General features: G+C 67.1%; 17 protein-coding genes. 6 read left to right on the plus strand and 11 right to left on the minus strand.

Features of this window, described 5'->3' with window-relative positions; translation table 11 throughout:
* Nucleotides 1–40: 40 nt before the first annotated feature.
* From pheT to WG901_RS11360, 6 genes are all read right to left on the minus strand, one after another.
* Entirely contained in the window at nucleotides 41–2,449 is a 2,409-nt protein-coding gene (gene pheT / locus WG901_RS11335; protein ID WP_339587173.1) for a phenylalanine--tRNA ligase subunit beta, read from the minus strand.
* 10 nt (nucleotides 2,450–2,459) lie between these two features.
* On the minus strand, nucleotides 2,460–3,560 hold the full coding sequence (pheS, locus tag WG901_RS11340) for a phenylalanine--tRNA ligase subunit alpha (RefSeq protein ID WP_339587174.1): 1,101 nt from the start codon (nucleotides 3,558–3,560) through the stop codon (nucleotides 2,460–2,462).
* A 64-nt stretch (nucleotides 3,561–3,624) separates the two neighbouring features.
* Entirely contained in the window at nucleotides 3,625–4,524 is a 900-nt protein-coding gene (locus WG901_RS11345) for a helix-turn-helix domain-containing protein (protein WP_339587175.1), read from the minus strand.
* Nucleotides 4,525–4,655: 131 nt separating this feature from the next.
* A complete protein-coding gene (rplT, locus tag WG901_RS11350) occupies nucleotides 4,656–5,012 on the minus strand; it encodes a 50S ribosomal protein L20 (RefSeq protein WP_339587176.1) in 357 nt (118 codons plus the stop codon).
* A gap of 19 nt (nucleotides 5,013–5,031) precedes the next feature.
* Nucleotides 5,032–5,235: a 50S ribosomal protein L35 gene (rpmI, locus tag WG901_RS11355; protein ID WP_339587177.1), complete on the minus strand. Its 204-nt coding sequence runs from the start codon at nucleotides 5,233–5,235 to the stop codon at nucleotides 5,032–5,034.
* Between the two features lie 133 nt (nucleotides 5,236–5,368).
* Nucleotides 5,369–5,809, minus strand: coding sequence for a MarR family winged helix-turn-helix transcriptional regulator (locus tag WG901_RS11360; RefSeq protein WP_339587178.1), 441 nt, complete (start codon nucleotides 5,807–5,809; stop codon nucleotides 5,369–5,371).
* Between the two features lie 94 nt (nucleotides 5,810–5,903).
* On the opposite strand from WG901_RS11360, the gene WG901_RS11365 reads away from it, so the two are divergent.
* Nucleotides 5,904–7,418 carry an alpha/beta hydrolase domain-containing protein gene (locus tag WG901_RS11365; protein ID WP_339587179.1) on the plus strand — a complete coding sequence of 505 codons (1,515 nt, stop codon included), beginning with the start codon at nucleotides 5,904–5,906 and terminating at the stop codon, nucleotides 7,416–7,418.
* Nucleotides 7,419–7,563: 145 nt separating this feature from the next.
* Nucleotides 7,564–7,854, plus strand: coding sequence for an antibiotic biosynthesis monooxygenase (locus WG901_RS11370; RefSeq protein WP_339587180.1), 291 nt, complete (start codon nucleotides 7,564–7,566; stop codon nucleotides 7,852–7,854).
* Between the two features lie 30 nt (nucleotides 7,855–7,884).
* On the opposite strand, the gene WG901_RS11375 is transcribed toward WG901_RS11370, so the two are convergent.
* The 5 genes from WG901_RS11375 to WG901_RS11395 all read right to left on the minus strand — a co-directional run bounded on the left by WG901_RS11375 (nucleotide 7,885) and on the right by WG901_RS11395 (nucleotide 13,052).
* Complete coding sequence (locus tag WG901_RS11375) at nucleotides 7,885–8,667, minus strand: inositol monophosphatase family protein (RefSeq protein WP_339587181.1); 783 nt, start codon at nucleotides 8,665–8,667, stop codon at nucleotides 7,885–7,887.
* The gene (locus WG901_RS11380; protein WP_339587182.1) at nucleotides 8,667–9,602 is read right to left on the minus strand and encodes a ribose-phosphate pyrophosphokinase; all 936 of its coding nucleotides are present in this window, start codon (nucleotides 9,600–9,602) and stop codon (nucleotides 8,667–8,669) included. Before WG901_RS11380 ends, WG901_RS11375 begins: the two co-directional genes overlap by 1 nt.
* Before the next feature lie 129 nt (nucleotides 9,603–9,731).
* Nucleotides 9,732–10,712, minus strand: a complete 981-nt coding sequence (glpX, locus tag WG901_RS11385) for a class II fructose-bisphosphatase (RefSeq protein WP_339587183.1) — start codon at nucleotides 10,710–10,712, stop codon at nucleotides 9,732–9,734.
* A gap of 119 nt (nucleotides 10,713–10,831) precedes the next feature.
* Nucleotides 10,832–12,166 carry a homoserine dehydrogenase gene (locus WG901_RS11390; RefSeq protein ID WP_339587184.1) on the minus strand — a complete coding sequence of 445 codons (1,335 nt, stop codon included), beginning with the start codon at nucleotides 12,164–12,166 and terminating at the stop codon, nucleotides 10,832–10,834.
* An 88-nt stretch (nucleotides 12,167–12,254) separates the two neighbouring features.
* A complete protein-coding gene (locus tag WG901_RS11395; RefSeq protein ID WP_339587185.1) occupies nucleotides 12,255–13,052 on the minus strand; it encodes a hypothetical protein in 798 nt (265 codons plus the stop codon).
* Between the two features lie 394 nt (nucleotides 13,053–13,446).
* On the opposite strand from WG901_RS11395, the gene WG901_RS11400 reads away from it, so the two are divergent.
* From WG901_RS11400 to WG901_RS11415, 4 genes are all read left to right on the plus strand, one after another.
* Nucleotides 13,447–14,103, plus strand: coding sequence for an energy transducer TonB (locus WG901_RS11400; protein ID WP_339587186.1), 657 nt, complete (start codon nucleotides 13,447–13,449; stop codon nucleotides 14,101–14,103).
* Nucleotides 14,104–14,175: 72 nt separating this feature from the next.
* On the plus strand, nucleotides 14,176–14,952 hold the full coding sequence (locus WG901_RS11405; protein WP_339587187.1) for a MotA/TolQ/ExbB proton channel family protein: 777 nt from the start codon (nucleotides 14,176–14,178) through the stop codon (nucleotides 14,950–14,952).
* Between the two features lie 116 nt (nucleotides 14,953–15,068).
* On the plus strand, nucleotides 15,069–15,599 hold the full coding sequence (locus WG901_RS11410) for an ExbD/TolR family protein (RefSeq protein ID WP_339587188.1): 531 nt from the start codon (nucleotides 15,069–15,071) through the stop codon (nucleotides 15,597–15,599).
* 32 nt (nucleotides 15,600–15,631) lie between these two features.
* Entirely contained in the window at nucleotides 15,632–16,084 is a 453-nt protein-coding gene (locus WG901_RS11415; protein WP_339587189.1) for an ExbD/TolR family protein, read from the plus strand.
* Nucleotides 16,085–16,109: the final 25 nt, after the last annotated feature.

Here is a 16,109-nt window from a genome sequence, read left to right on the forward strand (position 1 = left end):
CAAGTTCAGGGTGACGATGGTACGTGGCGAGCGGTCCGTCCTATCCGCGCAGCACTGCGCCCAGCTTCGCCGCCGCCGCCGTCACCTTGTCGGCGATCGCCTTGAGGTCCGCTTCGGCGTAGCTCTTCTCGCCCGGCTGGAGCGTGACCTCGATCGCCAGCGACTTGCTGCCTTCGGGCACGCCCTGGCCGCGGAAGTCGTCGAAGAGGCGCGCGGCGACGATGTTAGCCTTGTCGGCGCCCTTGACCATGCGGACGAGATCGCCCGCGGGCAGGTCGGCGGGCACGAGGAAGGCGAAGTCGCGCGTCACCGCCTGCAGCGCGGGCGGGGCATAGTGGACGCGGGCAAAGCTCGCGGCGCCCTTCTTGCCCGGGATCGCGTCGAGGAACAGCTCGGCGACCGCGACGGGCGCGTCGATGTCGAACTGCTTGAGCACCGCCGGGTGGAGCATGCCGAAGCGTGCGAGCACGGTCTTGGGTCCGAGCCGCAAGGTCGCCGACTGGCCGGGATGGAACTGGCTACCAGCCTCGCCCATGACCTGCAGGTTGTCGACCGGCGCGCCGGCTTCGGCGAGCAGGGCCAGGGCTTCGGCCTTGGCGTCGTAAGCGTCGAAAGTCGCGGGCTTGCCGGTGGCCCAGCCGCGCGCGGTCTTCTCACCGGCGAGGACGACCGCGAGCGAAAGGCGCTCGTCGCTCGCGCCGTTCTCGGCGCGCAGATAGCGGCGGCCGATCTCGAACAGGCGCAGGCCCGAGGCGCCGCGGTCGAGATTGCGGCGCACCGCGGCGAGCAGGCCGGGCAGCAGCGAGGGGCGCATGGCCTTCATGTCCTCGCTGATCGGGTTGGCCAGGGTCCAAACCGCACTATCCGCGAACACGGCAGCGTCGGCCTCGGGCAGGAACGACCAGGTCACCGCCTCGTGGTTGCCGCGCGCCGCGGCGGCGCGGCGCAGGCGGCGTTCGAGCTTCTGCGCGGGCGTCGCGGTCGGCCGGGCGACGCCATCTGCGCGCGGCAGGGCGACGCTCTCGACCTTGTCGAGCCCGTGGATGCGGATCACTTCCTCGACGATATCGGGCGCGCCGTCGACGTCGGGGCGCCAGCCGGGGGCCGTGACGCTCCACTGCTCGCCGTCCTGGCTGTCGACCGCGACCACCGAGAAGCCGAGGCTTTCGAGGATCGTGCGCTGCTGTGCCGAAGGGATTGCCACGCCGCCGAGCGTCTCGGCGAGGGTCGGCTCGTAGTGCACTTGCCTTGTGCCCGAGGGCGGCGTGCCCGCGCGGATCACCTCGGAAGCCTGGCCGCCGCAGATCTCGAGCACCAGCCCGGTCAGCAGGTCGAGCCCGGTGTCGAGGAACTGCGGATCGATGCCGCGCTCGAAACGCCCGCGCGCGTCCGAGGTCAGGTTGAGCGTGCGGCCGGTCTGGGCGATGCGCACGGGATCGAAATAGGCGATCTCGAGCAGCACGTCCCTGGTATCGTCCGAGCAGCCCGAGTGCTCGCCGCCCATGATGCCGGCGATGTCGTGGACACCGGCCTCGTCGGCGATCACGGTCATCGTGTGATCGAGCAGGTAATGCTTGCCGTTGAGCGCGGTGACGCCCTCGCCATCCTTAGCGCGGCGCGCGACGACGGCGCCGGTCAGCTTGGCGCGGTCATAGGCATGGGCCGGGCGGCCATAGGTCAGCATCACGTAATTCGTTATGTCGACCAGCGCCGAGATCGGGCGCTGGCCCGCGCTCTTGAGCCGCGCCTGGAGCCAGTCGGGCGAAGCGCCGTTGGTCACGCCGAGGATCGTGCGGCCGTAGAAGGCGGGGCAGCCCTCGGTGTCTTCGGTGCGGATATCGACCGGCGAGGCGAAAGTGCCGGCGATCTGCGGGGCGACGATCGGCTTGAGCGTTCCGAGCCCGGCGGCGGCGAGATCGCGCGCGATGCCGTAGACGCCCATGCAGTCGGGACGGTTCGGGGTGATCGCCACGTCGAACACCGGGTCGGCGCCGTGGTAGTCGGCAAAGGCCTGGCCGATCGGCGCGTCTTCGGGCAGCTCGATGATGCCGTCGTGATCCTCGCCGAGTTCGAGCTCGCGCGTGGAGCACATCATGCCGTTCGATTCGACCGAGCGCACCGCCGCGACCTTGAGCACCATGCCGTTGGCCGGCACCACCGCGCCCGGCAGGCCGAGCACGCCGACGAGGCCCGCCCGCGCATTGGGGGCGCCGCAGACGACCTGGAGCGGCTGGCCGTCTCCGGCGTCGACGGTCAGCACCTGCAGCTTGTCGGCGTTCGGATGGCGTTCTGCCGTGAGCACCCTGGCGACGCGGAAGCCCTTGAGCTTGTCGGCCGGGTTCTCGACGCCTTCGACCTCGAGGCCGATGGCATTGAGCTTGGCAGCGATCTCGTCGACCGAGGCGGTCGTATCGAGGTGATCCTTGAGCCAGGAGAGCGAGAATTTCATCGTAGTATCCTTAGGCCGCGGTGCCGACGCCGCCCGACAGGGTCGGCACGTCGAGCGGGGCGAAACCATAGTGCGACAGCCAGCGGACATCGCCGTCGAAGAAGGCGCGCAGGTCGTCCATGCCGTACTTGAGCATGGCCAGGCGATCGACGCCGACACCGAAGGCGAAGCCCTGCCACTGATCGGGATCGAACCCGCCCGCGGCGATCACCTTGCGGTTGACCATGCCGCTGCCGAGCAGTTCCATCCAGCCCTCCTGGCCGCCGAGCACACGCTTGCCATTGACCAGGGTGAAGCCGACGTCGACCTCGACCGACGGCTCGGTGAAGGGGAAATAGCTCGGGCGCAGGCGCAGGACGATGTCCTCGCGCTCGAAATAGGCCTTGAGGAAGGTCTCCAGGGTCCACTTGAGATGGCCCAGGTGGATGCCCTTGTCGATCACCAGGCCTTCGATCTGGTGGAACATCGGCGTGTGCGTCGCGTCGCTGTCCGAGCGGTAGACGCGGCCCGGCGCGATCACGCGCACTGGCGCGCCACCCGGACTGGGCTTGGCAACCGCCAGCATCGTGCGGATCTGCACGGGCGAGGTGTGCGTGCGCAGCAGCATCTCGCGACCTTCCGCGTTCTTGTCCGGGAAGTAGAAGGTGTCGTGCATCGCGCGCGCCGGGTGGCTCTCGGGCATGTTGAGCGCGGTGAAGTTGTGCCAGTCGTCCTCGATCTCCGGGCCGGTGGCGACGGCGAAGCCCATGTCGGCGAAGATCTCGGCCATCTCGTCCATGACCTGGCTGACCGGATGGACCGAACCGCGCGCAGCTTCGGGAGCCGGCAGCGACAGATCGATCGTCTCGGAGGCCAGGCGCGCGTCGAGCGCGGCGCCTTCCAGCGCGGCCTTGCGGTCGCCCAGGGCATTGGTCACGGCTTCGCGCAGCGCGTGGATCTTGGGGCCTTCGCTCTGGCGTTCCTCGGGGCTCATGCCGCCCAGCGTCTTGAGCAGGCCCGAGATCGAGCCCTGCTTGCCGAGAAACTCGACGCGCAGCCCTTCAAGCGAATCAAGATCCTGCGCCGCCGCTATCCGCGAGAGCGCCGCTTGCTCGGTTGCCGCATGGTCCAAGGAAAAATCACCCAATGTTTGACGTTCAGGCGGGCTCCTTAGGGGCCAATAGGGCGAATCGCAATCAGCCCGCGACGGCGCCGCCCTCGGGGCCGTCGAGCGTCTGCGCCGCGGCGCCGGCGATCCGCGCGCGCTCGCGCATCACCGCCGAGAGCACGGGCTTGTCGAGCGCGGCATAGGCGCGCGGGGTCATGCCCATGAACTGGCGGAAATCCCGCACGAACTGCGCCTGGTCGTAATAGTGGCCGTCCATCGCGCCCGACCAGCGCATCGAGGGATCGAGCATGAACTGGGCGAGACTGCGCATGAAGCGCTGGCGGCGCAGCAGCAGCTTGGGCGCGAAGCCGAAGGCGCGGCGGCAGATGCGCTCGACCGTCCGCGGGGTGCCGCCCGTGCGCTCGACCAGCGCGGAGACGCTGTCGATCTCGGGATCGACCAGGGCTTCGTGAATCGCGACGATGCGGTCCTCGTCGGGCAGGGAGTCGCCCATGCGCGCGAGGAACAGTTCGGCGATGCGTTCAGCATCGCTCTCGACGCTGGCGTCGGGGGCGAACAGCGTTTCGGTCAGCGGGCGGAAGTCGGTGAAGGCGGGATGCAGATTGCCGTCGGCGACGGCGTTGGCGAGATCGGCGGCATCGCCGCGGACGAATTTCGCCCAGCCCAGCGGCAGCAGGCCGATGCCCCAGATCTTGATCGGGCCGGTGATGAAGCGAACGGCCTGGCTCGAAGGGCCGGTTGCCGAAAAGCGCGTGCCGGTCACGCGGGTGCCGTCGCGGCCCTCGGCCACGGGAGGATCTCCCGCGAACGAAAAGAATCGCAGGTTCGCCCATTCGGGATGGAGCAGGTCGGTCGTCAGGCCGCCTTCGGGCGGGACGATCTCGGCATGATAGAACGAGGTAAAATAGCGGCGGAGCTCTTCGGGTGGCGACAGAAACCGCACGCGTACGTCGCAGGATTCTTGCACCGCCCACCCCTGAACGTCGAAGCCGAAGCTCCCCTTCGCCGGGGCCTAACCGCAAACCTTATTGCGGCGCAACAAAAAGGCGCAGACTCCTAAGAGTCTGCGCCTTTTTGGTTTTCTCGAAAAACGAGAGCTTAGGCGAGCGCGGCCTTGGCCTGCGCGATCACCGCCGAGAACACACTGCCTTCGTTCATCGCCAGGTCGGCGAGAGTCTTGCGGTCGAGCTCGATGCCGGCAAGCTTGGTGCCGTGGATGAACTGCGAGTAGGTCAGGCCTTCGGCGCGAACCGCGGCGTTGATGCGCTGGATCCACAGGGCGCGGAAGGTCCGCTTCTTAACCTTGCGGTCGCGGTAAGCGTACTGACCGGCCTTTTCGACGGCCTGACGCGCAACGCGGATCGTATTCTTGCGGCGGCCGCGGTAACCCTTGGCCTGCTCGAGAATGTTCTTGTGCTTGGCGCGGGTGGTAACACCCCTTTTGACACGTGCCATTTATCAATCCTTCCTAGCTTCAGCCGAGCCCGTAGGGCGCCCACTTCTTGATTACCTTCGCGTCGGCGTCGGAAATCGTGTCGGTGCGGCGATGCTGGCGGATGTACTTGGCATTGTGGCTCATCAGGCGGTGGCGCTTGCCGACGGCGCCGTGCTTGATCTTGCCAGTGGCAGTGAGCTTGAAGCGCTTTTTCACGCCGCTCTTGGTCTTGAGCTTGGGCATTTTTGTCTCCTTTTTCAGGGACACGTCCAACCAGCCCTGGCAGCCCTTTGAGCCAGGCCGGTGGCTTGAAACCGTGTCGTGAAGCGGGCGCCCATAGTGATAGATGCGGGCCAAGGCAAGCAGGATCGACAGATCAGCTCTCGGCGCGCGCCCTTATCGTGTCGAGCGCGCGCAGCAGAACCTTGCGGGTTTCCTCGTCGAAGCCACCGAAGAAGCGTTCCTCGTTGGCATGGGCGAGTTCGTCGATCTGCGCGTGCAGCGCTGCGCCGGCTTGTGTCAGTGTCAGCGCATGGGTCCGCCCGTCGGCCGCCGCGCGCGCGACCAGCGCGCGCTCGACGAGACCGCTGACCACGGGCACCATGTTCGTGCGCCGCACGCCCAGCGCCTTGCTGATTTCGCCCTGATTGCAGCCGGGATTGGCGCCGACGAAGCGCAGGACGATGGCGTCGGTCAGCCGCAGGTCGAGTGCTTCGTAGGCCTCGCTCAGCGCCGAAAGCGTCGCCAGCGAAGCGCGGCGCAACTGGTAGCCGAGCAAGTGCTCGAGCGGATCGATCAGGGGCGCTTTGCCGGTCATTGGGCCAGCTTTAGCGAATCGCCCGTTGCGGACAACTGGTAATAGGGTTACCAATTCTTCGAAAGCGCCACGGGGCGTCGAGGGGAGAGACAGGATGCCGGTTTCGATCACGCGCAGGATTCGCCATGCTCTTTATGCCGCCGCTGCCGGAATGGCGCTCATGACCGCCCCCGTCTCGGCCGCGCCCGAGGCGCCGCGTCCGCAGGTGACCGCCGTGCCCGGCAAGCCGAACCTCATGATCGGCGCCTACGATCTCGCGACGCTCGGCTATCAGGTCGACGAATACTTCATTGCCGGCAATGCGACCTCCTACCGCCTCTCGGGCCAGCCCGAGGCCAGTGGCGTGTGGACCGCCCAGCCCGACGCGGCGGCGCCCTATGTCACACGCGTGGTCGTGATCCGGCCCAGCGATCCGTTGAAGTTCAACGGCACGGCGCTGGTCGAATGGTTCAACGTCACGGCCGGGCAGGACACCCCGGCCGACTGGATGGTCGCGCACCGCGAGATGCTGCGCAAAGGCTATGCCTATGTCGGCGTCTCGGCGCAGAAGGTCGGGGTCGAGGGCGGTGATTCGATCATGGGGCAGGGCGTCTCGCTCAAGAAGGCCGATCCCAAGCGCTACGGAACGCTGGCCCATCCGGGCGACGCCTGGTCCTACGATATCTTCTCCCAGGCCGGCGCGCTGCTGAAGACCCAGCGCGCGGGGGGCCTGCTCGGGCCCTTGGTGCCGCGCAAGGTGATCGGCATCGGCGAATCGCAGTCGGCGGCCTTCCTCACGACCTACGTCAACGCCATCGACCGGCTCGCCCGGGTCTACGACGGCTTCCTGATCCATTCGCGCTTCGGCAGCGGCGCGGCGATCGACGGCACGCGCATGACCGCCGGCCAGGGGCTCGTGCCCGATCACGTCCGCTTCCGCCCCGACCTGCGCGTGCCCGTCCTGACGGTGATCACCGAGACCGACCTGCTCGGCGCGCGCCTGCCGGGCTATCACGCCTCGCGCCGTCTCGACGATCGTCGCCTGCGCGTCTGGGAAGTCGCGGGCACGGCCCATGCCGACAACTACCTGTTCATGGGCGCCTTCACCGATTCGGGGCTCAAACGTCCCGAGGAGCTGGCCAGGATCTTCGTGCCGTCGCTGAACTCGCCGATGGGTAAGCTGGCCAAGCCGCTCAACCCCGGCATGGCGCATCATTACGTGGTCCAGGGCGCGCTCGCTGCGCTCAACGATTGGGTCCGCACGGGCCGCGCGCCGGCTTCGACGCCGCTGCTGACGCTCGCAACCGGCGGCAAGCCGGGCGAGACCGCGAGCCTTGCGCTCGACGCGAACGGGCTCGCCAAGGGCGGCGTGCGCACGCCCTGGGTCGATGCGCCGACGATCCGGCTTTCGGGCAAGGGTGATCCCAACTCGTTCATCGGCATGCTGGGCGGAAGCGGCGAGCCGATGACCAAAGCCGAACTCGAAAAGCTCTATCCGCACGGCCGGGAAGACTATCTGCGCCGCTTCACCACCGCGCTCGATGCGGCGATCGCGGCCGGCCACATCGTGCGCGAGGACCGCGCCGAGATCCTCGCGATCGCCGCGATCAACTACGACACGGCGCCGTAAGGCCCCGGACGATCGCATCGCTTTCCTACGGCTTGGCGAACCGGCATAACCGCCGACGCGGCACGCTCCTGAGCCCGATACATGTCGGGCTCAGGAGCGTGTCAACTTTGTCAACTTCGTCAACTTGTGCGGGAGAGAAAACATCATGGCGCTGGTTCACAGCTATCAGTTGATCGCGCGGCCGGGCAGCGAAAGCGCGCTCGGTGCGGCGCTCGAGGCGCTGGGCGAAGCGGCCAAGGCGATTGCCGGATCGCAGGGCGCCATGGTGCTGCAGGATCGCAAGGAACCGCAGAAGTTCCTGTTCCTCGAGTTCTGGGACGGCGAGGAATCCCGCAAGGCCGCCGGGTCGCAGCTGCCCAAGGAGGTCATGGGTCAGATCATGGCCGCGCTCGGCGGCCCGCTGCAGATGGCCGATTGGGATCGGCTGGCAGGCTGAGCCGAGTCCCCGCGCAGGCGGGACGCGGAATCAGTGGTGGCAGGCCATGGCCTCGACCACGTCCTCGAGCCGCGCCGGATCGCCCAGGGCGATCACGTGGCCGGTCGATCCGGCGTGGAGCGGATCGCCGTTCCAGTCGCACATCGTGCCGCCGGCGCCTTCGACCACGGGGACGAGCGCGGCCCAGTCGTGGAGCTTGAGCCCGGCCTCGCAGACCAGGTCGAGGTGGCCTGAGGCGAGCAGGCCGTAGTTGTAGCAGTCTCCGCCCATGACCATGCGCTTGTGGTCGGTCTTGGCGGCGAGGCTCATGAAGTGCTGGCCTTCGTGGTCGTCGAAGTATTGCGGTCCGGTCGTCGCCAGGGTCGCGTCGGACAATTCGCGGCAAAGGCGCGTGCGCACCGGCTGGCCGTTGAACGTGGTCGGTCGTCCGGTCGCGCCGATCCAGCGTTCGCCGAGGATCGGCTGGTCGATGATCCCGAGCACGGGCCAGCCTTCGACCACGAGCGCGATCAGGGTGCCGAAGATCGGCCGGCCGACGAGGAACGAGCAGGTGCCGTCGATCGGATCGAGCACCCAGGAGCGGCCCGAGGTGCCGGGGGTCGAGCCGAATTCCTCGCCAATCACCGTGTCCTGCGGGACCTCGGCCTTGAGGATGCGGCGCATCGCCTCTTCGGCGTTGCGATCGGCGATCGTCACCGGGCTGGCGTCGCCCTTGCGCTCGGAGTCGACGCCTGTGCGGAAATGCGGCCGGATCGCTTCCCCCGCGGCATCGGCGAGGCGCAGGGCGAGGGCGATGTCGGCGTCGAGATTCATCAGTCGAACAGCGAGCTGACCGAGCTCTCGTCGGCCGTGCGGCGGATCGCCTCGCCGAGCAGCGGCGCGATCGTGAGGAAGCGGATGCGGCTCGAATCCTTGGCCGCGTCGGTCGGCAGGATCGAATCGGTGATCACCAGCTCCTTGAGCGCCGAACCGTTGACCCGCGCCACCGCGCCGCCCGAGAGCACGCCGTGGGTGATATAGGCGGTGACGCTGGCGGCGCCCGCGTCCATCAGCGCCTGGGCGGCGTTGCACAGCGTACCGCCCGAATCGATGATGTCGTCGATCAGGATGCAGGCGCGGCCCTTGACGTCGCCGATGATGTTCATGACCTCGGACTGGCCGGGCTTGTCGCGGCGCTTGTCGACGATCGCCAGCGGCGCGTTGTCGAGGCGCTTGGCCAGCGCGCGGGCGCGGACCACGCCGCCGACGTCGGGCGAGACGACCATCAGCGCCTGGTCGCCGTAGCGCGCCTGGATATCGGCGGCCATGACCGGCGCGGCGTAGAGGTTGTCGGTCGGGATGTCGAAGAAGCCCTGGATCTGCCCGGCATGGAGATCGACCGAAAGCACGCGGTCGGCACCCGCCTGGGTGATCAGGTTGGCGACGAGCTTGGCCGAGATCGGCGTGCGCGGACCGGGCTTCCGGTCCTGGCGGGCATAGCCGAAATAGGGCACCACCGCGGTGATCCGCTTGGCCGACGAGCGGCGCAGCGCGTCGATGCAGATCAGCAGTTCCATGAGGTTGTCGTTCGCCGGGAAGCTGGTTGACTGCAGGACGAAGACGTCCTCGCCGCGCACGTTCTCGTGAATCTCGACGAAGACTTCCTCGTCGGCGAACCGGCGCACGCTGGCGTCGGTCAGCGGCACTTCCAGATAGCCTGCGATCGCCCGAGCGAGCGGCAGATTGCTGTTGCCGGCCATGATCTTCATTGCGCTGCCTTTCCCCACTCGCACGATTCGAGCACCTGCGTGCGCCCTAGCCGAGCGTCGCGGGATTGCAATATTTTGCGACTGCGAGACGGGGGAAGAGCTGTGCCGCTTCCCTGTCAGCGCAACCCATCAACGCGGCTTGCGGTGCTCGCCCTTGACCCAGCGCACGGTGCCAGAGCTTGCGCGCATGACGACGCTCTCGGTGGTCATCGTGCCGTCCTTGCGGCGCTTGACGCCTTGGAGCAGCGAACCGTCGGTCACGCCGGTCGCGGCGAAGATGCAGTCGCCCTTGGCCAGGTCTTCGAGCTTGTAGATGCGGTTGAGGTCCTCGATGCCCCACTTGCGGGCGCGGCCGCGCTCGTCGTCGTTGCGGAACAGCAGGCGGCCGTTGAACTGGCCGCCGACGCAGCGCAGCGCGGCTGCGGCGAGCACGCCTTCGGGGGCGCCGCCCGAACCCATGTAGAGGTCGATCGTGGTGTCTTCGTTGGTCACGGCGATCACGCCGGCGACGTCGCCGTCGCCGATCAGCACGACGCCGCAGCCGAGACCGCGCAGTTCGGCAATGAGATCGGCGTGGCGCGGACGGTCGAGCACGCAGACGATGATCTCGTGCGGTTCGACGCCCTTGGCGGCGGCCACGGCCTTGACGTTTTCGGTCGGCGACTTGGCGAGGTCGATGATGCCCTCGGGATAGCCCGGGCCGACTGCGAGCTTGTCCATATAGACGTCGGGCGCGTTGAGGAGGTTGCCTTCCTCGGCCACGGCCAGCACGGCCAGCGAGTTCGGGCCGGCCTTGGCGCAGATCGTCGTGCCTTCTAGCGGATCGAGCGCGATGTCGATCTTCGGCCCCTTGCCCTGCGCGGCGCCGACCTTCTCGCCGATGAACAGCATCGGCGCTTCGTCGCGCTCGCCCTCGCCGATGACGACGGTGCCGTCCATGTAGAGTTCGTTGAGCGCGGCGCGCATCGCCTCGACAGCGGCGGCGTCGGCCGCCTTCTCGTCGCCGCGGCCGATCAGCTTCGACGCGCCGATCGCGGCCGCCTCGGTCACGCGGACCATCTCGAGCACGAGGACACGGTCAAGGACGTGGCTGGCGGGCGTGACTGTCATGAGATCGATGGTCCTCTTCGATGAGCGGCTGCGGGAGCGACTTGCGGGCGGCTTAGACAGGGCTTCGATGCTTGTCGAGACGCGGCGGTGGACGGTGCCGCTGCGTCGTCGAACCGTGTTTATTCGCCCAGGAGTTGCATGACGAGCGGGCGTTCGGCCAGCGCGGGTGAGCCTTCGAGCAGGCGCAGCGCTTCGCTGACGCGCGCCTCGGGGCCTTCGTGCGTGACCATGGCGACCAGGACGTTGCCGCCTTCCTCGTGCCGACCCTTCTGGATCAGGCTCTCGATCGAGACGCCGGCATCGCGCATGGCGGCGGTGATCTCGGCGAGCACGCCGGGGCGATCGGCGACCGTGAAGCGGATATAGGCGCGGCCCAGGCGATGGCCCGAAGGGGCCGGCGCCATCGTCTCCATCTCGGAGACCTGGATCGAGAAGGGCGCTCCGGCCTCGCCGCCGAGATCGCCGCGGGCGATGTCGATCAGATCGGCCACCACGGCGCTCGCGGTCGGGCCGTCGCCGGCGCCGGCGCCCTGGAACAGCAGCCTGCCCGAGAAATTGCCCTCGGCGACGACCGCATTGGTCGCGCCGTCGACATGGGCCAGGGGGTGATCGAAGGGCACGAGGTGCGGGTGGACGCGCTGGAACAGGCGGCGCTGGCCGCCCTCCCCATTCTCGCTGTGCTCGTCGACTTCGGCGATGCCGATCAGGCGGATGACATAACCGAGTGCATCGGCCTGGGCGATGTCCGCGGCCTGGATGCGGGTGATGCCCTGGGTCTCGACCGAGGCGAAGTCGATGCGCGTGCCGAAGGCGATCGCCGAGAGGATCGCCAGCTTGTGCGCCGCGTCGGTGCCTTCGACGTCGAAGCTCGGATCGGCCTCGGCATAGCCCTTGGCCTGCGCTTCCGAGAGGACGTCGGAAAAGTCGCGGCCGGTGTCTTCCATCGTCGATAGGATGAAATTGCAGGTGCCGTTGAGAATGCCGTAGAGCCGGTCGATGTTGTTGGCCGCCGCGCCTTCGCGCAGGCCCTTGATCACCGGCACGCCGCCGGCGACCGCCGCTTCGAACTTGAGCGCGACCTTGGCCTTCTCGGTCAGCTCGGCGAGTTCGAGCCCATGGTGCGCGATCATCGCCTTGTTGGCCGTGACGAGCGACTTGCCGTGCTGGATCGCGTTGCGCGCCAGCGTCAGCGCCGGACCGTCGGCGCCGCCGACCAGTTCGACCACGGCATCGACGTCGTCGCGCGCGGCCATCGCGGTCATGTCGTCTTCCCAGGCGTAGCGCGAGAGATCGACGCCGCGATCCTTGCCACGGTCGCGCGCGCTCACCGCGACGATCTCGATCGGCCGGCCCGCGCGGCGGGTGATCAATGCGGCGTTGGTCTCGATCAGGCGGATGACTCCCCCGCCGACGGTACCCAGCCCTGCCAATGCGATTCTAAGCGGTGCGGCCATGATGTTCCCTTTCGCGGCCGCGCCCTAAGCGAGCCTCGGCCGAAAGGCCAGTCTCTTCAAGAGAGGCGTATCACCGCTCGGCGTGTCGTCACGATCGCGTGCGCGCGCAGGTCCCGAGCTCGCCGAGCACCATGCGATAGTCGGCCTCGGCCTGGGCACGGCTTCCCGGACCTTCGGACAGATTGACGCCCCGCGGCAGCGCATTGGGCAGGAAGCAGGCGAGGCGGTACCAGGCCAGGGTGTCGCGCTGCGGCGGGCTGCCGACGAGCGCGGCGACTTCCGAGAACGATGCGCCCCAGGCCGGCGCCGCGCCGGGCCGGTGCTGGACCGTGATCGAGGCGGCCGAATGCTTCGCTGTCTCGAGGAAGAACTGCGTCTCGCCTTCGCCGGCGAGGTTGCCCGGAACGTGGATCGCTTCGCGCACGCGGGCCACCGATGGCGGGGCGTCGGGCGCGACGAGTGCCGCCAGCACCGTGCGCAGCCGGGCCTCGGTCTCGGCGCTCCACAGGATCTGCGCGTCGGGCGCGGCGAGTTGGAGATCGCCTGTCGGTCCCTGCGCGCTGGTCGCGAAGAGCAGGACGGCCTTCTTCTTGATGGCGGGGGGCTTGCCGCGCGGGTCGGGCGGCAGATCGACCAGATAGCGCAGCGATTGCCCCAGCGGCGTGTCGCCACGGATCAGCGCCTGGGTGCGCGCCTCTATGTAATAGCGCGCCCAACCGGGTCGGACGCCGCGCGCGCGCGCCGGTTCGACGGGAGCGATCTTGCGGACCTCGGCGCGCACCACAATTCGCGCCGAATCGGATAGATCGGCGAGGTCGGCATAGGTCGGCACGACAACCGGCGCGGCAGGCTGGGCAGCGAATGCCGGCGCAAAATTTATCGACATCACCATTGCCGTTATCGCTGCCGTCGCGGACCGTAGGAAGCGCTTGGTTGAATTCATCTCCACCGAACTCCCGGAATTTCTCAGGTTTTCTGACGAGTGCAAAGCCCGTCCACAGGGCCATTCAGCTTAACACGTCTGAATCAGATGTTAACTTATCGACACGCGCATAAGGCGTTGCGCGGGTTTGGCAACGGAGCTAAAGCATGCCCGAATTCTGGGCCAAAAAATATAAAAGGCCCTGCCGTTCGCCTAATCGGGCGCCGATGCCCCGAGAGGGGAGCCGGTCGTCCGTTCGGGGTGGTGCGTTAAGAATCACATGGGTTGTTGCCTAACGGCTCGCCTGTGGGCGCCTCGGGCTGTGGCCCATGGCATTGTTATGGAGTGATGCGTCGGAATGGCTTACGCTGACCAAAAGATGAGCGGTAACAAAGTTACCGCGTTGATCATCGTTGCCCTCATTCACGTTTTTGTTGGTTATGCGCTTGTCACGGGTTTGGCCTATGAGGCAGCCAAGAAGGTCATCCAAAAGGTGACCACCGTCGACATCAAGGAAGAAGTCAAGAAGGAAGAACCGCCGCCACCGCCGCCGAAGGATGATCTTCCGCCGCCGCCGCCCGTCGTGGCGCCGCCGCCGAAGATCAATGTCGCGCCTGTGGCGCCGCAGATCACGGTCGTTGACACGCCACCGCCGCCGGCTCCGCCGATGGTCGTCGTGCCGCCGCCGCCGTTGGCTCCCCCGCCACCGCGGTTCACGCCCACCGGCGCCGTGCCGCGTGGCAATCCCGGTTCCTGGGCCACCACCAACGACTATCCCGCGCGCGCTCTGCGCGAGGAGCGCGAAGGCACCACTGGCTTCCGCGTGTCGGTCGGCCCCGATGGTCGTGTCACCGATTGTCAGATCACCAACTCGAGCGGCCATCCGGACCTCGATCAGGCGACCTGCGACAACGTCCGTCGTCGTGCCCGGTTTACGCCGGCCAAGGACGGCGAGGGCCAGCCCACCAGCGGCACCTATGCGAACCGCGTCCGTTGGGTCATCCCGAAGGACTGATTTTCCTGACCAAGCCGGTACGCCCCCTACGCTGCCGGCCTTCTCTATTCCATTCTTGAGAGGACCTACCGCATGCACATCATCGATCTTCTCGCCGCGGCTGCCCCGGCTGCCCCGCAGAACAAGTTCGGTTTTGCCGAAGCTCTCGAACAGGGCGGTTTCATCGCCTACGCGACCGTCGTCATCCTCGGCGTCATGTCGTTCGGCTCGTTCTACATCCTGTTCACCAAGTGGTTCGAGCAGTCGAAGATCCTGCGCCAGGGTCGTGAAGTCCGCACCAGCTTCTGGAAGGCCCCGACCCTCAAGGACGGCGCCACCAAGCTCGAGAAGAACAGCGCCTGGCGCCAGATCGTCGACGACGGCCTCCAGGCCGAAGATGAAGCTCTCAAGCTTAAGGACTCGACCGAAGCCCACGACTGGCTGCACGGTTCGCTGGCCCGCTCGGAAGCCTCGATCAACGCACGCCTCGCTTCGGGCCTGCCGTTTCTCGCCACCGTCGGTGCGACCTCGCCGTTCATCGGTCTGTTCGGCACCGTCGTCGGCATCTACCGCGCTCTGATCAACATCGGCATCGCCGGTTCGGCCTCGATCGACAAGGTCGCGGGTCCGGTCGGTGAGGCTCTGATCATGACCGCGCTCGGTCTGCTCGTCGCCGTTCCCGCGGTGCTCGCCTACAACTACCTGCAGGCACGCAACAAGGGCATCGCCGAGCAGCTGACCGGCTTCTCGACCGACGTTCTCGCCAACATCGCTTCGGGCGGTGCCGTGCGTCCGGCGACGATCGTCTCGCCGGCCAAGGCTGCCCCGGCTGCTGCCGCCAAGCCGGCTGCTGCGCCGACCAAGCCCTGAGCGCGCGCAGCGGCGGCGGGCTCGTCTCGCCGCCAACACCGGGGGTTATCGCGACGGGCATGCTGCATGCGGGCCCGTCGCCCTCTCGGGATTGAATGCAAGGATAGGATGAAACTATGGCAGTTTCAGTAGGCGGCGGGCAAGAAACCCCGATGTCGGACATCAATACCACGCCGCTCGTCGACGTGATGCTGGTGTTGCTGATCATCTTTCTTATTGCGGTGCCGGTCGCGATCCAGACGATCGAGAAGCTCAAGCTCCCGATCATCGCTTCGTCGGAATCGAAGGACAAGGTCGAGAACCTGCTCCTGACCGTCAGCTCCACCGACGGTGCAGGCCGCAGCGCGGGCGAGCCCGGTTACGAGGGCGCGACGCGCTATGGCCAGTGCCGCATTTACTTCAACAACATCACGCCGGTGACCTCGGTCGAACTGCGCGAACAGGCATTCAAGCGGCTCGACGCCATCGTCAAGCGCGAGGGTGGCCCCGAAGCGCTGCGCGACAACCCGGACAAGGTGCCCCAGGTCCACATTCGCGGTGATGTGAACGTTCCTTGGCGCTGCGTCGCAGGCGCGATCTACAACGTGCAGATCTCGGGCTATCCGACGGTCGGCTTCATCTCGAACCCCGTCGATCCGAACGCCTGAGCGCGGCACGGTTAATTCAGGAGTAACTTCCCATGGCAATGTCAGGCGGCAAGGACGATGGCTCGCCGATGATGGAAATGAACACGACGCCGCTGATCGACGTCATGCTCGTGCTTCTCATCATGTTCATCATCACCATCCCCGTAGCGACCCACTCGGTCGATATCGACCTGCCGGTGCCGAACCCCAACGATCAGCCGCCGCCGCCGGTTCTGCCGGTGGTGAACAAGCTGGTGCTCACCCGCAACGGTGAGATCATGTGGAACGGCAACGTCCTGAACGCCGGGCAGCTGGTGACCAATCTCAAGACGACCACCACGATGAATCCCGAGCCGGAACTCCAGTTCCAGCCGGAACAGGACGCCAGCTATGATCTGTCGGCGAAGGTCCTGAACATCATCAAGGGCTCGAAGGTCACCAAGTTCGGTTTCGTCGGGAACGAGCAGTTCTCGGAATTCGACAAGTCGGCGGCAAACCCGAAGTAATTCGGCAGAACCCCGGTCCGATCGG

Source organism: Novosphingobium anseongense, from assembly GCF_037482895.1.
Lineage (GTDB): Bacteria > Pseudomonadota > Alphaproteobacteria > Sphingomonadales > Sphingomonadaceae > Novosphingobium > Novosphingobium anseongense.